Annotated in this window: 17 protein-coding genes and 3 tRNA genes; 11 read left to right on the plus strand and 9 right to left on the minus strand. The window is 59.8% G+C overall.

Annotation, left to right across the window (positions count from 1 at the left end):
• The 5 genes from VH599_19365 to VH599_19385 all read right to left on the minus strand — a co-directional run.
• On the minus strand, positions 1–140 hold a 140-nt coding region (locus VH599_19365; GenBank protein ID HEY7350479.1), incomplete at its 3' end, for a GTP-binding protein.
• Between the two features lie 204 nt (positions 141–344).
• Positions 345–416 (minus strand) — tRNA-Thr (locus VH599_19370).
• 185 nt (positions 417–601) lie between these two features.
• Positions 602–686, minus strand: a tRNA-Tyr gene (locus VH599_19375).
• Positions 687–704: 18 nt separating this feature from the next.
• Positions 705–776, minus strand: a tRNA-Thr gene (locus tag VH599_19380).
• Positions 777–1,172: 396 nt separating this feature from the next.
• Positions 1,173–2,510, minus strand: a complete 1,338-nt coding sequence (locus VH599_19385; protein HEY7350480.1) for a serine/threonine-protein kinase — start codon at positions 2,508–2,510, stop codon at positions 1,173–1,175.
• Positions 2,511–2,812: 302 nt separating this feature from the next.
• Between VH599_19385 and VH599_19390 the strand changes: the two genes are divergently transcribed.
• Positions 2,813–3,814, plus strand: a complete 1,002-nt coding sequence (locus VH599_19390) for a D-alanyl-D-alanine carboxypeptidase family protein (protein HEY7350481.1) — start codon at positions 2,813–2,815, stop codon at positions 3,812–3,814.
• Between the two features lie 502 nt (positions 3,815–4,316).
• Here VH599_19390 and VH599_19395 read toward each other — a convergent pair.
• Entirely contained in the window at positions 4,317–6,095 is a 1,779-nt protein-coding gene (locus VH599_19395) for a serine/threonine-protein kinase (protein HEY7350482.1), read from the minus strand.
• 114 nt (positions 6,096–6,209) lie between these two features.
• Positions 6,210–8,072: an FHA domain-containing protein gene (locus VH599_19400; GenBank protein ID HEY7350483.1), complete on the minus strand. Its 1,863-nt coding sequence runs from the start codon at positions 8,070–8,072 to the stop codon at positions 6,210–6,212.
• Between the two features lie 280 nt (positions 8,073–8,352).
• On the opposite strand from VH599_19400, the gene accC reads away from it, so the two are divergent.
• Genes accC through VH599_19415 form a run of 3 tightly spaced genes read left to right on the plus strand, consistent with a single transcriptional unit; the run spans position 8,353 to position 11,010 of the window.
• Complete coding sequence (accC, locus tag VH599_19405) at positions 8,353–9,915, plus strand: acetyl-CoA carboxylase biotin carboxylase subunit (GenBank protein HEY7350484.1); 1,563 nt, start codon at positions 8,353–8,355, stop codon at positions 9,913–9,915.
• A 36-nt stretch (positions 9,916–9,951) separates the two neighbouring features.
• Positions 9,952–10,515: a tRNA (N6-threonylcarbamoyladenosine(37)-N6)-methyltransferase TrmO gene (gene tsaA, locus VH599_19410; GenBank protein HEY7350485.1), complete on the plus strand. Its 564-nt coding sequence runs from the start codon at positions 9,952–9,954 to the stop codon at positions 10,513–10,515.
• 24 nt (positions 10,516–10,539) lie between these two features.
• Positions 10,540–11,010 carry a pyridoxamine 5'-phosphate oxidase family protein gene (locus tag VH599_19415; GenBank protein HEY7350486.1) on the plus strand — a complete coding sequence of 157 codons (471 nt, stop codon included), beginning with the start codon at positions 10,540–10,542 and terminating at the stop codon, positions 11,008–11,010.
• 83 nt (positions 11,011–11,093) lie between these two features.
• Here the strand turns inward: VH599_19415 and VH599_19420 are convergent, their stop codons facing one another.
• Positions 11,094–11,981 carry an alpha/beta hydrolase gene (locus tag VH599_19420; GenBank protein ID HEY7350487.1) on the minus strand — a complete coding sequence of 296 codons (888 nt, stop codon included), beginning with the start codon at positions 11,979–11,981 and terminating at the stop codon, positions 11,094–11,096.
• 168 nt (positions 11,982–12,149) lie between these two features.
• Here VH599_19420 and VH599_19425 point away from each other — a divergent pair, with 168 nt between their 5' ends.
• The 5 genes from VH599_19425 to VH599_19445 all read left to right on the plus strand — a co-directional run bounded on the left by VH599_19425 (position 12,150) and on the right by VH599_19445 (position 15,564).
• Entirely contained in the window at positions 12,150–12,494 is a 345-nt protein-coding gene (locus VH599_19425; GenBank protein ID HEY7350488.1) for a hypothetical protein, read from the plus strand.
• 184 nt (positions 12,495–12,678) lie between these two features.
• A complete protein-coding gene (locus VH599_19430) occupies positions 12,679–12,912 on the plus strand; it encodes a DUF433 domain-containing protein (protein HEY7350489.1) in 234 nt (77 codons plus the stop codon).
• On the plus strand, positions 12,909–13,259 hold the full coding sequence (locus tag VH599_19435; GenBank protein ID HEY7350490.1) for a DUF5615 family PIN-like protein: 351 nt from the start codon (positions 12,909–12,911) through the stop codon (positions 13,257–13,259). The genes VH599_19430 and VH599_19435 overlap by 4 nt, the downstream gene beginning before the upstream one ends.
• 114 nt (positions 13,260–13,373) lie before the next feature.
• Complete coding sequence (asnS, locus tag VH599_19440; GenBank protein HEY7350491.1) at positions 13,374–14,765, plus strand: asparagine--tRNA ligase; 1,392 nt, start codon at positions 13,374–13,376, stop codon at positions 14,763–14,765.
• Between the two features lie 31 nt (positions 14,766–14,796).
• The gene (locus tag VH599_19445; GenBank protein HEY7350492.1) at positions 14,797–15,564 is read left to right on the plus strand and encodes a dienelactone hydrolase family protein; all 768 of its coding nucleotides are present in this window, start codon (positions 14,797–14,799) and stop codon (positions 15,562–15,564) included.
• A 68-nt stretch (positions 15,565–15,632) separates the two neighbouring features.
• Here the strand turns inward: VH599_19445 and VH599_19450 are convergent, their stop codons facing one another.
• On the minus strand, positions 15,633–16,028 hold the full coding sequence (locus VH599_19450) for a PPOX class F420-dependent oxidoreductase (GenBank protein HEY7350493.1): 396 nt from the start codon (positions 16,026–16,028) through the stop codon (positions 15,633–15,635).
• A gap of 421 nt (positions 16,029–16,449) precedes the next feature.
• Here VH599_19450 and VH599_19455 point away from each other — a divergent pair, with 421 nt between their 5' ends.
• Positions 16,450–18,372 carry a HAMP domain-containing sensor histidine kinase gene (locus VH599_19455; GenBank protein ID HEY7350494.1) on the plus strand — a complete coding sequence of 641 codons (1,923 nt, stop codon included), beginning with the start codon at positions 16,450–16,452 and terminating at the stop codon, positions 18,370–18,372.
• A gap of 92 nt (positions 18,373–18,464) precedes the next feature.
• Entirely contained in the window at positions 18,465–19,874 is a 1,410-nt protein-coding gene (locus VH599_19460; GenBank protein ID HEY7350495.1) for an ATP-binding protein, read from the plus strand.
• Positions 19,875–20,064: the final 190 nt, after the last annotated feature.

The raw sequence follows: 20,064 nt of genomic DNA on the forward strand, positions 1-20,064 counted from the left end.
AAGGCGGTGTACTTCGCCAGCTTCGCCTGCGCCAGCACTTTGGTGATGGCGGCGGTGAGCGTCGTCTTGCCATGATCAATGTGCCCAATCGTCCCCACGTTCACATGCGGCTTGCTCCGCACAAACTTCTGCTTCCCCATGACAGAGAAAATGCCTCCTTGTTTGTTTGTTTGTTTCAACCCTCATCCAGCCTGAAGGCTGGATGCAGCGTGTATCCAGTACAAAAGCTGGATACACCACAACCTATCTGAATATGACCTACCAGGTGCGAACAGGCCACACTCTCCCCTGGGCAGAACGGTATCGTGGGGGAAAAAGGAGCCGAGAGGGACCATCTGTTGCGGAGCCCGTGATGGGATTTGAACCCATGACCCCAGTCTTACCAAGACTGTGCGCTGCCACTGCGCCACACGGGCCTACGAAACCTACCTGTACGCCATCACACCTGCGCGAAGGCTCGCGCCTTTGTGCATCGAGATGACGCCCGCCTCTTCCTTTTGCCACCGAACCTGCCGCTCTGGCGTTGCACAGCCCAACGGCTCCGGCGCGGGTTCGGTAGCGAGTCTCCCCCACAGGGAAAACGCCGAGAAAAGAGAAGACCTGGTGGGCAGTGGAGGATTCGAACCTCCGAAGGCGGAGCCATCTGATTTACAGTCAGACCCGTTTGGCCACTTCGGTAACTGCCCCTGTTCGTGTTCCAGCGGAGCCGGCGGTCGGACTCGAACCGACAACCTACGGTTTACAAAACCGTTGCTCTGCCATTGAGCTACGCCGGCCTGGGCCGCGCCGTTCCTGCTGCTCTGGAAAGCCTGCGTTCCGGCTGCTGACACACTCATTGCTTGCGCGTCATAGCGCACGTATTATACCTTCTGGAGCAAGAGGCTGTCAAGGCTTCCTGCTGGCAAGACTCCACCAATTATCGGGGGTCACTGGTAGCGCCGCCTTCCAGGCGGCCACCGCTGCGCCAGGGCGCGCGTGCGCCCTCCAGGCCAGCGGACCAGCAGGCCAACGCTGGCCGCCAAGAAGGGACGCGCGAGCGACCAACGGGAGCGAGACTGCCGAGGTCCAGCCGAGGCAAGCGGCCCTCTCCGAAGGGAGGCGGCGCTCCCAGTAACACGCCTCGCTTGCCAACACCTCAGATTTGGGAGAGCCTGCTGGCAAGACTCCCTCTCCTAAAGGAGAGCGGTTTCGGCGGAAAAGCTTTGCCGATGCTGATGCTTCGGCGTGGGTGATGGCGCCGTTGGCGTGGGGGTTGCTATTTGATGTTGCAGCTGGACCAAACGCTGATAGCCGTAGAAGATGGCAAAGCCTAACAAGGCCAGCAGCACCAGCAGCGCCAGCACCTTGAACGCGGCAATGCCCAGACGGCGCAGAAAGCCCGGCGCACGCAGCGGCTCGCTTTGCGGCCAGGCCCCTTCAGGACGCCATCCCGGCGGGGGAGGCGGCAGGCCCACCCTGCCCTTGCCCGCGCTGCTAAAGGCAACCACAACCGAGGGTTCCCCTTTGAGGGCTGGCGGCCCGGCGGGAGGCTGGGCAGGCGGCACAGGTTCGCGGCGTTCCGAGGCTCCGCCGCTGAAGAAACCGGAGGCGCTTCCGGGGGACACATCCCCACCAGACCCCAGCAGCGCCCCTGGCGCGCCAGCGGGCGGCGAGGACGACGGAAGCGGGTTGGCCTGCCCCAGCGCCTGGTAAAACGCTCCGCTCAGCGCCGCCGCGTTGGGCCAGCGATCAGCGGGGGAAGGCGCGAGCGCCCGCTGCACAAGCGTTTCCAGGGGCGCGGGCAGTTCAGGGCGCTTCGCCAGCAGCGAAGGCGGCCCCGCCAGCTTTGCACTCAGGATCGCCTGCGGCGCACCCTCGAAGGGCAGCGCGCCTGTCAGCAGCCGATAGAGAACGACGCCCAGCGCGTACAAATCAGCAGCCACGCCATCCGGCGTGCGCCCCGGCATTTGCTCCGGCGCCAGATACAGCGGATCGCCAAAAGAGCGGCTCCCGTTCCAGGCGATCAAAAGCTGCTCGGCGAGGTGGGGCAAGCCAAAATTAGCAATGAGCAGATGGCCGTTTGGCTGAATCAACAGATGCCTAGGAGTGAGGCCCAGATGGGTCACACCGACCTGATGCGCGTGGCCCAGCCCTGCAAGCATCTGCCCGAATAAACGCAGCACCTGCGCTGGATTAACCGCCTGCCCTGGTCGTTGACGCAGCCAGGCATCCAGCGTCAGACCCTCCACTAAGGGCGTCACCAGATAGGCATAGGGGCCATCCATGCCAAAGTCATCCAGAGTGAGCAGGTTGGCATGCTCCAGCGCCGATAGCACCTGGGTCACACGCCAGAAGTTCTCCTCGAAGCCCTGCGCAAAGGTGAACTGGTCGGAAAGCACCCGCAATGCAAAAGAGCGCCCCAGGTTGAGATGGCGTGCCTCATACATCAGCCCAAATTCATCTTCACCCCGCAGCGCACCCAACTCATAGTCTGCCAACTGCCGCCCTGATAAGGCTCCCATTGATTGCATCGCGCATATCACCTGGCCTGGAAAGTCTTGATGCAGCCTAAGCGTACACGACTGTCCAGGTATTGTCAAGCCGCAGGCAGTTATGCGCGCTGGCCCTGCTTTGCCGATGCCAAAACGAGCAGGATTTGTAGGCACAAAATTTGCTAGAGCATTCTGCTCTTGCAAGACATGGCTCTGTTCGGGGAACACCCCTCAGAACACTCCTCACAAACATGTAGGCCAGCGGCGGAGAAACTGCGCTCCCCGCTCTCAGCGTTTTCTGCGCCTTTGATACGCTATCGAGGAATATAAGGAAGAAAAGTATGAGAAAAAATCTGAAACAGAAGCAAGAAGGCAAACGGCTGATGAGGCGCATTTTCCTGCTTAGCGTGGCCTTTACCCTGGTCGCTGAAGCAGTGCTGGTGATCCCCATCTTGGCCTTTACTCCCATAGGAGACCATTTTTTCAAGTCGTTTGCCCCCCCGGCGACACCCACGCCCAGATCGTCCACACTCGGCCTTCAAGCAGTAGGCGCAGCGCCTATCGTGCAGGCCAGAGCAGCGTATCTGATTGACGCGGATACCGGCAAGGTGCTGCTCGATGTGCGCGGCTCGCAGCGGCTTCCTATGGCGAGTACCGCGAAGATCATGACAGCCATCCTCGCTATTGAAACCGCCAAGCTCGACCAGACCGTCACCATCAAGCAAGATGCAGTGAACGAAGTCAATAAGTACAAAGGAAGTTCGGCAGGTCTGGTGGTCGGCGATCAGATGAGCCTGAGAGATTTGCTCTATGGGCTGATGCTGCCATCAGGGGATGACGCCGCCATCGCCATTGCTGACGCCGTTGGCGGAAACGCCAGCAACTTTGTCCAGAAGATGAACAGCTATGCGAAGCAGCTTGGCCTGACTCAAACGCACTATGTCAATCCAGACGGCCTCACCTATCTCACCGCGCAAGGCAAACCTGATCCCAATCAATACAGCAGCGCGGGTGATCTGGCGCGCCTGGCGCGGCACGCGATGGCAAATCCGTTCTTTGCCCAACTGGTGCAACTCCAGCATTATGTGCTGTTCCCCACCAATTTCCATCACGCCTACATCTGGGATGGCATCAATAGCCTGCTTAGCACGTATCCAGGCGCCACAGGCGTGAAAACAGGCTACACCGAAGAGGCGGGATACTGCCTGGTCTTCGCGGCAACCAACGGGCAGCACCACCTCATCGGCGCCTTGCTGCATGATACCGATGACAATCAACGCTACGTAGACGCCAGGGCGTTGCTGGATTGGGGCTTTGGACTCCCCGTAGGTCCAACCTCGTGAAGAAGGGGATGCAGCGAGAGCGCCAGGCGCCTGTACCGCCGCCGTCCCTGGCGGCGTGGGCGGGGTGGACAGCCGCCTGTACCGCCGCCGTCCCTGGCGGCGCCCGGCGGGGCAGGGTGTGGCGAACACTCCAGCGCAAAAAAGGGGCAGGGAAAGACGCCCCAGGAGAGGCTTCCTGGCGGTTCAATCGCGCTGACCCTGCTGGAGCAGGGTCAGCGCCTGCCCCTCGCTTGCCAGCACTCCAGTTGAGTGCAGAGAGGGGCGATGCGCCTGAAATGCCCACCATCAGGCATCAGCCAGCGGGAACTGTGGGAGTCGACGCTGGCGGTGGCATGTCCTAGGGCGCGGCTGCACCCACCAGCAGACCCAGCATGCGCTCCAGGTGATAGCCGCCAATTTCCCGCCCAACCAGTTGTTCAGGACTTCCAAACATGGTTCGTTTTGAGACGCCGCGCGCGACCGAGTTGTATCGGCCTCGCGCTCGTGGAACGACCACGCATATTTAGAGTGTCCATACCGCTGCATCATTAAAGACAACATCGGCTTGCTGGCTAGAGCTGGCGTCAGCAGTCACGCCAATGATGCCATTACTTGAGGCATCGTCCAGGACAGTTGTTATGTATTGATCGTTGATGAAAAAAGACAGCTCCATTCCATCAGCTAACACTGCTATGGTGTTGACGCGGTTGACGCCGGTATTGACGTATTGACTATTCATCACGCAGGTGTTCGTTTTGCCAATGTTAACGCAATACTCACCATCCTGAGTAATATGGAACCTGTACTCCACTTGTGAATTAGCCCGAAAGCTGATGCCGCCGCCACTTCGGGAAATCACGAGTCGCACGCGATACACAAAATTAGCAAACTTCGATCCTGAGTGATCGAAACAATTCCAGAGAATGCCTGGTCCTGTCGTGGTGAAATGAAAACCCCCGTTTTCAATCTTACATCTTGCCTGAGCAGAGGTACCTTGCCCCCAGGCACTCGTAGCAGGATTGTTCAACGGATCAAAGAATGAAGGAGTTTCCCTGGTAATCGTATCGTATCTGCCAAGGAGGGTGGCGACGGCGGTAGCAGTGGCGTTGGGCGTGGGCGTGGCTGTTGGGCCGATGGTAGTCGAAGTGGAAGATGGTGTCGGTCCAGGGGTTGATGTGATCTGTGTCCCTGGCTGAGATTGCACAATAACATAGACCCCAACTCCTGCGCCCACGACGAGCAGCACTGCCAGCATGGCCGATAACAGGAGGGCCATACGCCGACGCTGCCCTCCTCCCTGCTGAGGGTGCGTGCCCGACGCGGACAATGCGCCTGGCAGCGTTGGAGCCTGAACAGGCCGAGGCGGTACATTGATCGTGCGCGGCGGGGTAAATGGCAGAGTCTCAGGGGCTGTGGGCCGCTGGACTCCAGGCGGCCATTGCCCTTGCAGCCCCAGTGCGAACGCCTGGGCGAAGGCTCCCGCGCTGGCGAAACGATCTTCGGGGCGCTTTGCCAGCGCCATGACTATCACAGCCTCGGCGGCTTCCGGCAGCTCTGGCCGGATGGTTCGCGGCGGCGGGGGCGGTTCCTGGGCATGCTTCTTGAACAATTCGTCAAAGGACTTCCTCTGAAAGGGAACGCGCCCCGTTACCAGTTCATAGACCACCACTCCCAGGCTATAGATGTCACTCGCCGAGGTCGCCTCTTCCCCACCGGCCTGCTCTGGCGACAGATACTCTAGCGTCCCCAGCACCTGGCCGGGCTGTGTCAGGTTGGTGCGCGATTGGCCCAGCAGGCGCGCGATGCTGAAATCAGCCAGATAGGGCTGGCCTTGCGCGTCAAGCAGAATATTGCCCGGCTTGATGTCCCGATGCACTACCCCCAGCCCGTGCGCGTAGTCCAGCGCGGAGGACACCTCGCTCAGATACCGAGCGACCTCATTCAAGGGGAGCGGCCCGCGCTGAGCGGTTAGTCTGGTCGCCAACGTCCCACCCGCCAGATAAGGCAGGACCATATAAAAAAATCCAGCCTCTTCGCCAAAGGCCAGCAGCGAAAGGATGCGCGGATGGCGCAGGCGTTGCAACGTCTCGGCCTCTCGGCGAAAGCGTTTCTCAAATTGCGCGCGGTCTGCCGCCGAGGCATTGAACGGGACAACGAGCAGCTTGATCGCCACCCGCTCCTGCGGCGCGGCAACAGACCGCCCAGAAAAAACCACGCCTGTCGCGCCAGCGCCAAGCTTGCCGTCCAGCCGGTAGCCACCAATGATACGGCCAACGAGATCTTCAGGATTGGAAAGCATCATGATCCCGTCTCTCTTTCTCGCAAGCAGATCGGGCGGAGCATCTTCCTGCCTGCGCATATCGTTCTGATGAAAGAACGCGTCTTCCCCACCTTTTTCGCAAGCACTTGCGCTCTTTTACCGACGAGGAGTCGCGTAAGCCAGGATGACAAACTGGCCTTGATCCTGTGAGCCAATGACGAGGCGATCTCCATGCTGGAGGCGATGCTGCTGGATGCGCGTTCCCTGGAGGGTGAGGCCATTCGTCGAACCCATATCCTGGATAATATAGCTGCCATCGCTGGCGCGATAGAGCAGAGCATGCTCCTTGGAGACTGGTAAGACAGGAACGACCAGGCCCCTGTCCGGCATGCGGCCTACCGTGATACTCCCTTCGCGCAGCGGGGCTACAAAGCGCCCGCCCGGCCAGTCCACTGTCAGGTGCGGCACAGGTTCAGGCGTTAGCAGCAGCGGGGCTTGCTCAGACCCCAGGTTGGTAACGCGCCACTGCGCATCAGCGCGCTCGAAACGCAAGACCATCCCCCCAATGACCAGTTGATCACCGGGATGTAAGTTTGTCTGGTCCTGCTGGCGTCCATTCACATAGAGCGGCCCCGTTTGAGGCAGGCGTATCACCTGCCAGGCACTCTCGTGCCAGGCAAGCCGCAGGTGACGCTTGGAGACGGTATCGTCTGGAACGACCAGATCATTGCCCTCCTCGCGCCCGATGGTCGTGCCCTCGGCCCGCACCTGCGCCCGCAGCGGTGGCGCACTCTGGGCAATCGAGAGGACGAGCAGCATCGGGAGATAGGCAGGAGGCAGCGGCGGGTGAATGATGGGTGAACCAATGGTCAATGTGGGTGGGTCTGCTCGCTGTGGCGGCAAATCAAAGAGTGTGCTGCTCTGCGTCCGCAGATAGAGGACAGGCGTGCCCCATTCCAGGCTGTTCGTCACCTGCATGCTGATCGCCTTGCGCGCTTCGGCAACCGCTCCGTCTACTGGCATCGCGGCGGCCAGGGCGCTGTAGAAGGTGCGCCCACATTGAATCGCAGCGTGGTCGGTGATGTCATATTGCATCGCCAGCACAGCCGGAACGCCGCGCCGCGCCAGTGTCGCCGCCGTGCTGGAAAACAGGTCGAGTTCACTGCCCTTCGCGCCTTCGCAAGCATTCAGCAGCGCCAGCCGCAGGCTCGTATGATCGGCCAGCAGGCGGCCCAATTCCGTCGCGTTGAGCAGATGCGTCTTGCCGTGTTCATCTGCCAGCGCCAGCACACCCTCATTGGTATCGGGATTAAACCCACCATGCCCAATGAAATGAAAGATATGCCAGGGGCCACCCCACATCGCTTTCTGTAGGTCTTGCCAGGTCTGTCCGCGCAGCCATTTTAACTCGACCAGCTTCACAGCCTCCAAGTCTTTCAACGCTTCGCGCATCCGGTCTTTTTCATGCTGGATATTCAGCGGCTCCAGATCGCTGGGGCTGGCAATCATCCCCAGAATACGCAGAGGCGGCTCGACCTTGAGAGGCTGGAGCACCTGGGGCAGATTCAGATAGCGCACCAGTGGAGTGTGGCGCGAGAGGCAGACATACTCTCCCTGGCGGGCATCGTAGAGGTACTCCCAGGGCACCACCGCCAGCTCTGGCGACTGAAGGTGCAGCCGCAGGCGCAGGCCAGTCTCCTGCTTCCTGGCAAACTGTTGGTGTTCTGCGTGCTGGCGGCTCACATCATAGCGGCTGCGTACCTCCTCGGTGATGAGCGCGTCAAACAGGCGCTGGCCGAAGTCCTGCACCGCGCTCATTTCTGGCGAGAGGGAGCGACGCGGCACGCCACCAGAACGCAAGAGGGCAATGCGCAAATCCTTGAGGCGGCTTTCCAGTGCTGGCCCATCAAAGGGAAAGCGCATGGTGATCTGCGCCTCGCCTGCGGGCGAGCGAACCGCTATCGGATAGCTGCCTGCATGGCCTGGCCCAACTTCGAGGTCAAAGTTCAGGTACTCCATCGGAGTCCTCCCCGTGTCGTCTCTTAACCCCAATTCTAGCTGCTCAGGCCGAGCCAGGCTCTAACAACTCGGCCAGCATAGATAGAAAACGTTGGATGTGTGCGCTATTATGGCATAGCTGTATGCCAGTTACAAGCTGCGGGAAGGGAGGGGTGAAAGAGACACAAAAAAAGGCGATGATCTACGACGGCCCCCGGCAGCCCACCAGAATACCGCCGCAAGATCACCCCTAAGATGATATACTCCGCTTAGTAACACAGAGATGGGGAAAGAAGAGGCAATGTCTATGCCGGGCCAATGGCCTTTCGAGAGCGTTTTGATTGTGAACCGGGGCGAAATCGCTGTGCGCATCATTCGCGCCTGCCGCGAGTTGGGGCTGAAGAGCGTGGCCGTCTATTCCGACGCAGACCGCGCCGCCCGCCATGTGCGCCTGGCCGACGCAGCCTATCATATCGGGCCAGCGCCCGCCCGCGAAAGCTATCTGAACATCCCCACACTGCTGGAAGTGGCGCGCCTATCGGGCGCGAAAGCCATCCATCCGGGGTACGGTTTTCTGGCGGAAAACGCCGCTTTTGCCGACGCCTGCGCCGAGGCCGGGCTGATCTTCGTTGGCCCAACGGGAGACGCCATGCGCGCCGTAGGCGAAAAAACCTCCGCCCGGCGCGTGGCTCAGAAAGTGGGCGTGCCTATCGTCCCCGGCGCGACGGCTGGCCTGGAAGACGCCAGAGAGGCGGCGCGGCTGGCCGAAACGCTGGGCTATCCCGTCATGCTCAAGGCAGCGGCGGGCGGCGGCGGCATGGGCCAGCGCGTCGTCCAGCGGCCCGAAGAGATCGAAGCCTCCCTGCGGGCGGCGCGCAGCGAGGCCGCCAGCGCCTTTGGCGACAGCGAAGTCTACATGGAAAAGGCTATCACGCCCGCCCGGCATATCGAGGTACAGATTATCGGCGACACACACGGCAGCGTCGTGCATCTAGGCGAGCGCGAATGCTCGGTGCAGCGCCGCCGCCAGAAGTTGATTGAGGAATCGCCCTCCGTTGCGCTGGGCGACGAACTACGGGCCAGTTTTGCCGAAGCGGCCATCAAAGTCGCCAGGGCGATTGGCTATACGAACGCAGGCACCTGCGAGTTCCTGCTCGGCCCTGATCGCCAGTTCTATTTTCTGGAGGTCAATACGCGCCTCCAGGTGGAGCATCCCGTCACCGAATGGCGCACCGGTCTTGATCTCGTCAAAGAGCAGCTTCGCGTCGCCGCCGGGCTGCCGCTCTCCTTCACCCAGGAGCAGGTGCGCTTCCGAGGCCACGCCATCGAATGCCGCATCACCGCTGAAAACCCCTACAACCGCTTTCTGCCGCGCGGCGGCACGATTGCCGCGTACCAGGAACCGGGCGGCCCAGGCGTGCGCGTGGACAGCGGAGCCTATGCCGGAATGGATGTACCGCTCTTCTATGATTCCCTGCTCGCCAAGCTGATTACCTGGGGCGAAGACCGCCTTGAGGCTATCGCCCGCCTGCGCCGCGCCCTGGAAGAATATACCATCGCGGGCGTCAGCACGACCATCCCATTTCACCAGTTTGCTATCGAGCATCCGCGTTTCCTGGCAGGCGATCTTTCTACCGGCTGGGTCGCCGAAACCTGGGGGGAATCGGGCGAAAAAGCCGCGCAAGATGTGCCAGAGACAGAAGGCGCGCTCAGCCCGCAAGCCGTCGCCGCGCTGGCCGCCGCGCTGGTGGACCAGGACGCGGGCGCAGCCGCGCGCCGCCGCATCCATCCGGCAGGCGCGCAAGACGGCGAGCGCAGCCGCTGGCGCGATGCTGGCCGCCGATCAGCCTTGCAGGGATGGTAGAGACACGGCAGCTACTGCATATACTCAGGAGGATACATGACACCAGCAGAAATCTTAGAAGAACTGAAGAGGCTCCCAGCTACAGAACGGCTGAGCATTATTGAAGAAGCGCTGCATCTTACCCGTGAAGAGATGCAACAAGGAGGCCCATTTCAACTTCAGCCTATCGGAATCGTCAAATCACCCATCAGCGAAGAGGTCGTTGAGAACTGGGGCGAAGTCGTCAGCGAAATCGTGCTAAATGAAGCGTTTGCTCCGGGCCTGCAAGGGCTGGAACAGTTCTCGCACGTCATGGTCATTTTTTATATGCACCAGGCGCACTTCGACCTTGCCCGCGATCTTGTCAGGCGTCCGCGTGGGCGCGACGACATGCCATCGCTGGGCATCTTTGCCCAGCGCCCCAAGCTGCACCCGAACCCCATCGGCATCACTGCCGTCCAATTCGTGGAAGTAACAGGCAATATACTCAAAGTCAAAGGGCTGGATGCCATCAATGACACACCTGTGCTGGACCTTAAGCCTTATTTCCCGATCTTTGATCGCGTGGACAACGCGCGCACGCCTGAATGGGTTGATAGACTCCTGCAAGGCTACTTTTAGCGCAAACCGAGAGGATAGGCCACTATGGGCATCCTGACCGAAGACATGCAGCGGGTGGTCAACGAGCAGCGGCTGGGCTATATCGCCACCGTCTGCCCCGATGGCACGCCCAACCTCTCGCCCAAGGGTACCACCACCGTCTGGGACGATGACCACCTGATCTTTGCCGACATCTGCTCGCCCAACACCGTCGCCAACCTGCGGCAGAATCCGGTGCTGGAAATCAACGTCGTTGATACCACGCTGCGCAAGGGCTACCGCTTCAAGGGTACAGCAACCATCCTGGCCGACGGGCCGCAATTTGACGAGATGGTGGCTTTTTATCGCCAGCGCGGCACAGCCAGCCCGATCCAGCATATCGTGCTGGTGAAGGTCGCGCGCGCCCTCCCCTTAATCTCGCCCGCGTATGACCTGGGCCAGAGCGAAGCAGAGGTCAGCAGTCACTGGGAACGCTATTGGGACGACCTGCGCCAGCGCCGCGCGGCCCACAAATAACAGGCGCACTTTGCTTGTAGCGCCGCCTTCCAGGCGGCCAGCGGTTCGCCGCAAGGGGCGGCGCGCTGCACGCGGCTGCGGGATCAGCCGCCATCCTGGCGCAGAAAATCCAGCAGCACTTGCTTGACCTCATCAGCAGCCTCCTGCTGCACCCAATGCCCGCAGTTCGGGATAGCATGAACCCGCAGGTTGCGTACATATCGCTCTGTACCCACCACCAGTTGCTTGCCCAGCGCAATATCTTCTTCGCCCCAGATCAGCAGCGTCGGCGCAGTAATGGGCAGGTTCGGCAGATAGATGCCCCAGCGAACTACCGCGCGATAATAGTTGATTGCCGCACGCAGCGCGCCCGGCTGGCTGAGCGCCTCGGCGTAGACGCGCAAATCATCATCGCTGATCGCGCTCTTGCGCACCGCGCTGCCGCGCATGCCGCGCTCCAGAAAGAGCGCGAGATTGCGGCCTAGCAGCGCCTCCGGCAGCCAGGGAAGTTGGAAGAAAAAGACATACCAGCTTTTGCGCAGTTGGCGAACGTGGCGCAGTTCCGCCTGCATTCTGGCCGGATGCGGCGCGTTGCAGATCACCAGCTTCTCAACGGCCTCTGGATATTCCATCGCAAAACGCCACGCGACGACACCGCCCCAATCGTGTCCAACGATGATGGCCTTTTGCTCGCCCAACGCTTGAATCAACCCCATCACATCAGAGGTCAGTATTGGAAGTTGGTAGTTCAGCACGCCCTCTGGCTTGTCGCTCAGATTATAGCCGCGCATATCGGGCGCAGCGGCGCGAAAGCCCGCTTCGGCCAGCGGATGCAGATACTGCCGCCAGGAATACCAGCACTCCGGGAAGCCATGCAGCAAGACCACCAATGGCCCGCGCTCGCCTTTTATCGCCGCGTGCAGTCGGATGCCATTGGTTGTGATAGTCGTTTCACGCCAGGATGGCGAGCGTGGCGCGGTTTGCTCTAACATCGTTCTAATTCCTCTTCCAGATCACTCCTGACTCTCCTGCCAAAACTATAGCAGCCAGATGAGCGCCCCAGCCACAACAAGAACCGCGTATGGCGCGTATAGAGAGGTGAGGCATGCGCTCAGCAGCGGCGCGAGCAGAGCGATATGGCCGAAGGAAGGTTGATAGGTATGAGCAAGCGCAGCCGACATCCTGACCCCGCCGACCCGACACAGTGGGTCGGCCAGCCCTATACGCCACACGACCCCTACTATTATCTAACAGGCCAGGGGCGACTACGCTCCCCCTGGAAAAGCCTGGGCTTCTATGGCGGCATGTTGTTGGTCGGCGGCGCGATTACCTGCGTGGCACTGATCGTCATTGGCCTGATCCAGACCAACGGTCCGGCATTCTGGGCGCTGCTGGCCTTGATCGGCGCCGCCATCATCGGCACGCTGGCCGGAGCCGCCAGCGCCAGACATAGACGCCAGTCCAGGGACCAGCAGAAGCGCCCCCGCCATCACAAGGCGCGCTAAGAGCTTGATTTCCCTGAACCGGGCTGCTTGATCTTCCTGAGCAGGGCTGCAAGAGTTCGTGCCGTTCGGTCTGCTGCATCCAGCCATCCGCGCCGTGGATTAGGGGCGGCTGCTGGCGAGCCGTCCCGCCCCTTTCACTCAAATATGATAGGATTAAGAAGGGAAAACAAGAAAGGAGCAGCAGATGGTAGAACATCCATTGATCGAGCGCGATCCAGAGATTCTCTCAGGAAAACCTGTTATCAAGGGAACACGTATGAGTGTAGAACTTATTCTTGAGCGGTTGGCTGGAGGTCACTCTGTCGAAGAGATGCTAGACGATTATCCCTTCCTTACCCGTGAAGAGATATATGCCGCCCTTGAGTACGCCGCTGAGGTAGTCCATGAAGCAACTCGAGACCAGCGTGTGGCCTCATGAGGTTTGCGGCTGATGTCAACGTCCCCAAGCCCCTTCTTAACCGTCTACAAGCGGCGGGACATGAGATCATCTCTATAATCGAGGTAGGCCGAAGATTCTCGGATCGCACTATCTTACGCACCGCCTTAGAGCAACAGGCGGTGGTACTTACCTTTGATAAAGACTTTCGCTATCACACTTTACAAGAAAAGCTGCCATCGTTGGGAGTGGTCTTAGTGCGCCTGGCACGCATGCGCGGTGAGGCGGAAACCGAGCGCGTCATGCAGGTGATCAGCGAATACAGCGAGCGATTCTGGGGCCATCTCATCATCATTTACCCTGACCGCGTAGAACAGTACCCACTCTGAGCGTTTCCATTCGCGGCGTTATAATAGAACACGTCTGGACTGATCTTCTCTGAAAAAGCAGCCCATCTCCTGTAACCCCAGCGCCGTATTATACTTCTGAAGGATGAATGCAGTATGCAGATAGATAGTCTCTCTATACGCGAAACACTGAGCCAGCCCGCCGGACGGCAGATCATCGTCAACGGCTGGGTGCGCACGCGCCGCCAATCCAAAGCCGTCTCGTTTGTCGAACTCAACGACGGCTCCAGCTTCAAGAATCTCCAGATCGTCATCGAGCAGGGCGCGCTGCCGCCAGAAACCGACGCGGCGTTGACGACGGGAAGCTGCATCCGCGCCACCGGCGATCTGGTCGCTTCGCCAGCGGCGGGTCAGCCGGTGGAACTGCGCGCCCGCGAGATTTTTATCTATGGCACAGCGGACCCCGCCAGCTTCCCGCTGCAAAAGAAGGGGCATTCGCTGGAGTTTCTGCGCGAGATCGCTCACCTGCGACCTCGCACCAACACCTTTGGCGCGGTCTTTCGCGTGCGCAATGCGCTGGCCTTTGCTATCCACCGCTTCTTTCAGGAACGCGGCTTCCTCTATATTCAAGCGCCGGTCATCACTGCCTCCGACGCCGAGGGCGCGGGAGCGATGTTTGGCGTGACCACCCTCGACCTGCTGAACCTGCCGCGCGACTCAGACGGCAAGCCCGACTATACGCAAGACTTCTTCGGCAGCCCCACCTACCTGACCGTCAGCGGCCAGCTTGAAGCCGAGATTATGGCCCTGGCCTTCAGCCAGGTCTACACCTTCGCCCCCACCTTCCGCGCCGAAGACTCCAACACGCCGCGCCATGCCGCCGAGTTCTGGATGATCGAGCCGGAGATGGCCTTCTATGATCTGGACGATAATCGGCGGCTGGCCGAAGACTTCATCAAATACCAGATTCGCTCCATCATGGAGCAATGCCCTGACGACCTGGCCTTCTTCAATCAGCGCATCGAGCCAGGGCTGCTTGACGCGCTGACGCATGTGCTGGAGACGCCTTTCGAGCATATCTCCTATACCGAAGCCGTCAAGCTGCTGGAACAGTCGGGCGAAAGCTTCCAATATCCCGCGCAGTGGGGCATGGACCTGCAAACCGAACACGAACGCTATCTGACCGAGCAAACCTTCAAGAAGCCCATCGTCGTCACCGACTACCCGAAACAGATCAAAGCCTTTTATATGCGCGAGAACGACGACGGCCAGACTGTGCGCGCTATGGACGTGCTGGTTCCGCGCATCGGCGAGATTATCGGCGGCAGCCAGCGTGAAGAACGCTACGATGTGCTGCTGCGCCGCATCCGCGAGATGAAGCTCAATGAAGAGAACTACTGGTGGTATTTAGAATTACGGAAGTTCGGCGCCGCGCCGCATTCCGGCTTTGGGCTGGGCTTCGAGCGCATGCTGATGTTTGTCACCGGCATGAAAAACATCCGCGATGTCATTCCCTTTCCGCGTACACCAGGCAACGCCGCCTTTTAAGAACAGAAAAATCAGTAAGGAGCGAACACCCATGTGTTACGACGACAACGCCCGTCCACCCCTGCCACCGGGAGAAGCTGGCCCCGCGCATGGTGAGGAGATCGTCCTCACCGCCGCCGACGGCAATCGCTTTGCCGCCTATGTAGGCCATCCCGCCAAACCATCTCACGCGCAGATCATCATCTATCCCGATGTGCGCGGGCTGCACCAGTTCTATAAAGAACTGGCTTTGCGCTTTGCCGAGGTCGGCATCACCGCCATTGCCATTGATTATTTTGGCCGCACCGCTGGCCTGACCTCCCGCGATGACTCGTTCGAGTTTATGCCGCATGTGCAGCAAATGAAGATCGAGTCATTCACCCAGGATGTCAAAGCCGCGCAGGATGTGCTGCGCCAGCACAACCAGGCGGGCAAGGCTACCTTTACCGTTGGCTTCTGCATGGGCGGTACCCTCTCATTCACCACTGGCATGGACAAAGCGTTGGGCTTTGCCGGGGTGATTGGCTTTTATGCTGGCATGAGCAGAGACTTCGGCGGCAAAGGCACCATTCTGGACCGCGCCGGGGAAGTCACCTACCCCGCGCTGGGCCTCTTTGGCGGAGCCGACCAGGGCATCCCGGTCAGCAACGTCGAGGAGTTTGACAAGCGACTGGACGCGACAGGCTTCGAACACACCATCATCATCTACCCGAACGCACCGCACAGCTTCTTTGATCGCCGCTCTGCCGACTATGCCAGCGAATCAGCCGACGCCTGGCAGCAGATATTGACGTTCATCGGCGCGCACACGCCACAATAGCATGGTATCGCCAGGGCGGAGGGCATAGCGCCCTCCGCCCTGCCTCTTTCTCCTTGCGCGCCTGTCGCTTATGCGATGTCGCGGGCCGAACGACGCTTCGTCGTCGCATCCCAGGAGATAATACGCCTGGGAGTCAGGCGGATCAATTCCGGGCTGAAGTGGGGTAAAATCGCTTGCCCACCTTCGGTCAGCGCCTCCGCATGCCCGCGAATCTCAATACCACGCGGCTGCCAGGGGGGCAAGACATCATCAACCACAAACGCGGCGAGGCCATTACGCGCCACATTGCGAAACTTCTGAGTCTCGCTGATATTCAGCCCGCCAATGTCAATGGTATCCAACTCCTCATTATAGCGGAACCCCACCGGCGCGATCTGAGGGGCGCCACGCGCATTCACAGTGGCAAGCCTGCCCAGACGCTGCGTCTTCAAATACTCCAGTTCCGCTTCCAGAAACTTACTCATATGGCGCCTCTTCATTCTCTGTGCTTAGATGGACGTACCTATCATGGTTTTTCTGAAGAGCAGGCGCTTTTTCTGCTCCTCTCATAGAGAAACATAGCATGTTGTCGGGAAAGCGCATCGCCCAAAACGCCAGAGCAGCCCCTAGCCTTTTGGGTAGCAGCCTCTCCCCGATTGCGCTCATCGAGATTGCAGCGATCCTTAGATACGACGCCACAGCATGCCATCCCCTGGATCGCTGTGGGCCGCATGTTAAAGCAGTTCAGGGGGCTGTGTCTTGTCTGGTTGTGCGGTATAATAGGCGCTACAATAGCTGCTGACCAGCGCACGCGATGAGGGTAGCCCAAGCCCATCGTTGCTGTTCATCGCTGGTTATCACAGGTGGGTTCTCCCGCTGCTCCGTTGTGCCAGGAGGGTATATCCCATGCAGTCCTCAGTATCGTTCAACCATGCTTCACCACCAACCGCGAGGATAGCGCCAGAAGACACCCGGCAACCGGAACAGGGGAGGCGGGTCTGGAGGCTTCCCATCCTCTTTCTCGTGCTGGTAGCCTTGGTGGCGCTCGTGCTGGCGCTTACATCGCCAGATGTTCGGCGCACTATCAGCGGACTTACCCGGCTCCTCAGCATCCTTTTTTGCCTGGGTTGCACCCTCTGGCTGGCCGCGCGCACCCCGCGCGGGCGCACGAAATGGGCCTGGATATTCCTCGCCCTTGGGCAAGTGAGTTACGCGGCTGGGAATATCATCATGGTTCTCTCGTTCCAAAACGCCTCGCCCGCCTCAGCCTCCCTGGCCGACGTTTTCTTATTACAGCTTGCCCCTTTTACATTGGTTGGCGTTCTTCTCTTCCCCCTGCTGCGCATTTCGGCAGCGAAGCAGGTCCGAGTTATTCTCGATGTGGGCATTGTACTGGGGGCGCTCTTTGGGCTGGCGCTGGTCTTCTTGATTGCCCCACGCTACCACAGCGGCGCTGCTGTTGGCGTTGTGTTTATCGGCTATCCGGTTGTAGATTTCACGCTGCTGCTGGTCTTGATTGTCCTGCTGGCGCGCGGGGTCCAGAGCAGCTATCGGCCTGTACTCTTCTGGCTGATGGGCGGCTTCCTCTGTCTGATGTCTGCCGATACCGCCTACAATTATCTCTCCCTGCCTGATTTGCATGTTGGTCCCGCCTATGCGCCTGGGACATTCTTTGTAGACCCTTTCTGGGTCGCCGGTGTCCTTGCCTTGAGCCTGGCGCCGCTCTCGCTGCTGCGCAGCCGTCAGCCGCGTCCCCAGTGGGCCTGGGGAGAGGGGCTGACCACGCGAACACCCCGGCTTCGGGCGAGTTCCGCGCCGAGCCAGTTGTTCTTGCTCGTCGCCCCGGTCCTGCTCTTATTTGGACTCCTGATCGCAATTCAGGCCCGGCCAGACCGACAGGGCGCTGTCGTCCCACTGCTCATCCTCACCGGACTGGTAGTGCTGCTCATCATTACCCGGCAGTTACTGACGACGCGCGACCTCCTCAATGCGCTCAGCGCCAATGAACGGGCGGCGCAGCTTGATTCGTTAAAAGATCAATTTATCACCAGTGTCAATCATGAACTGCGCACTCCGCTGATGACTATGCAGGGCTATATTGAACTGCTGGCCGATCCAGAAGCGCAGGCGACACCAGCCAAGCGGCTGGATATGCTGGAACGAGCGCAAGGGGCGTGCGCAAATCTGGTACATCTGGTGAAAAGTATCCTCGATACTCGCCGCATCGAAGAGGAAGCTGGCGACTATACACCCGAAGCGGTGAATGTCCGAGAAGTGGCTCAGGCGGCCCTCACACTTGTTGACCCGCTTGAGGCTGATCGTACCGGGCGGCATGTGCAACTCTACATTCCCGCAGACCTTGCTGTTTGGGGCGACCCTGTTCGGGTGCAGCAGATCATCACCAATTTGATCTCAAATGCAATCAAGTATTCCTCACCAGAGACGCCGATCATCATCGGAGCGCGGCTCATCCCCGATAAAAGCGCGCGCTTCCTCAGCCGGGTAAGCGCCAGCCGAGCGCCTGGGCAGATGGTGGAAATCGCGGTGCAGGACCAGGGCCTGGGCATCCCTCCAGAGCAGCGAGAACTGCTTTTTAGACGCTTTGTACGCCTGCCCCGCGACATCGCCAGCAGCGTGCATGGCAACGGTTTAGGACTCTATCTCTGTCGGGTATTCGCTCAAGCGATGGGCGGGACAGTCGGAGTCGTAAGTACCGGGATACCGGGAGAAGGCTCGATCTTCTTTCTGCGCCTGCCTGCCCAGACAGAAGAGGGACCTGCCACACTACCGGAGGCCGGGGCCGTAAGCATGCAGGGCCAGCCAGAGTAAAAAAGCGTCTGCCCTTGACACACCCGACAGGCCAACTCTAGAATGTGTTCGTATCGAAAGACAGAGCAGAGTACAGAACACAAGAGGCCAGAATGCTGCTGGATGTGTTACTTGGGGCGCTGGCTGGAATACTGGTTGCATCGTTTAGCTGGCTTTTGTTGATCCGGCGCGCGTTTGGCGAGCGTGACGGGGCCAGAGAAGCCCAGCAGCGCGCGCAGCGCCGCCAGTCGCAAATTGAAACGGAAATGCTGGCGCTAGAACGTCTCTTCTCAGGCATGTTAGATGCTGTGCCACGCCCGGTCTTTGTCGTCAACCGCGACCGAGTGATCCTTCAGGCAAACCAGGCGGCGACAGAGCTGGCCCATCTGCCACATCATCGGGTGGTTGGACGTGTCGTAGCAACAGTAATTCAAGACCACGAAACCACTATGATGTTGATGGAAAGCGCCAAAACCGGCAAGGGCCAGGAGCGAATCGTACATAACACCGCCCTTGGCGAAACCTGGCGCATCGTCATCACACCCCTCCGGCTTAGCTCCGTTGGGGGCATATTTGCTGAGCAAGAAACGAGATATGGCCCGCCTGCTCTACTGCGCCAGGCAGTGCCGGACGGCCTGCCCAGCCATTTGGTACTCACTATCGAAGACCTGACTCGTCTTCAACAGCTAGAGACGGTGCGCCGTGACTTTGTCGCCAACGTGTCTCATGAGCTACGCACACCGCTTGCCTCGGTTAAGCTGCTGGCTGAAACCCTTCAGGACATACTGGATCGTGACCCGGAAGCCGCGCGTACTTTTGCCCAACGCATCGAAGTGGAAATTGACGCGCTCACCCGGATGGTCAACGAACTGCTCGAACTCTCACGCATCGAGTCAGGACATCTGCCACTCCGGCTGGAACCAACCGACATACGCGAACTCATCAAGAAATCGGCAGCGCGGGTAGAAAACCTGGCGGCGCTGCAAGGCGTCAAGCTCCAGTTGGCCTGGGACAGCCAGCCGGAACCACCAGCAGCGACCCTTCCACTGGCGCTGGCGGATGGGGAGCGCATCGAGCAGGTCTTGCTTAATCTCCTTCATAACGCCTTGAAGTTCACCCCCGAAAGCGGCACAATCACCCTCGCGGCAGATCCAACCGAGGGTGAGCAATCCCTTACCGTCTGGGTACGGGATACCGGCATCGGCATCAGCGAAGAAGATTTGCCGCGCATCTTTGAGCGATTTTATAAAGTTGATCGGGCGCGCACACGCGGAAACGCTGGACCTCTTCCTGGCACGCCCGGCGGCACTGGCCTGGGGCTGGCAATTGCCCGGCATCTTGTGGAAGGGCATGGTGGGCGTATCTGGGCCGAAAGCAAACCAGGGCGAGGAAGCACGTTTCGCTTCACTCTCCCTATCGCCACAGAACCCACCGCCTCTTCCCACGTTGGCGACACTTTTCCAGAGCAGCACATAGAGCAGCAGCAACAGAATAAGGCGACTCTGCGAGCGCATACCTTATGAGAATCTTCTAAGGCAAACACATCCTCATCAAGATCATCTGTTCTGTAGACATGAGTCATCCCGAATTTTCTCTGCTGTGTTGTTTTGCTGGCAGGATGCGCGAAGGCCGCCTGTGTAGCGCCGCCGTCCCGGCGGCCAAACGCTGGCACGTGGAAACGCTGAACGGGCAGCCCTGGTCGCCGGTGAGGCG

The organism is Ktedonobacterales bacterium, assembly GCA_036557285.1.
Lineage (GTDB): Bacteria > Chloroflexota > Ktedonobacteria > Ktedonobacterales > DATBGS01 > DATBHW01.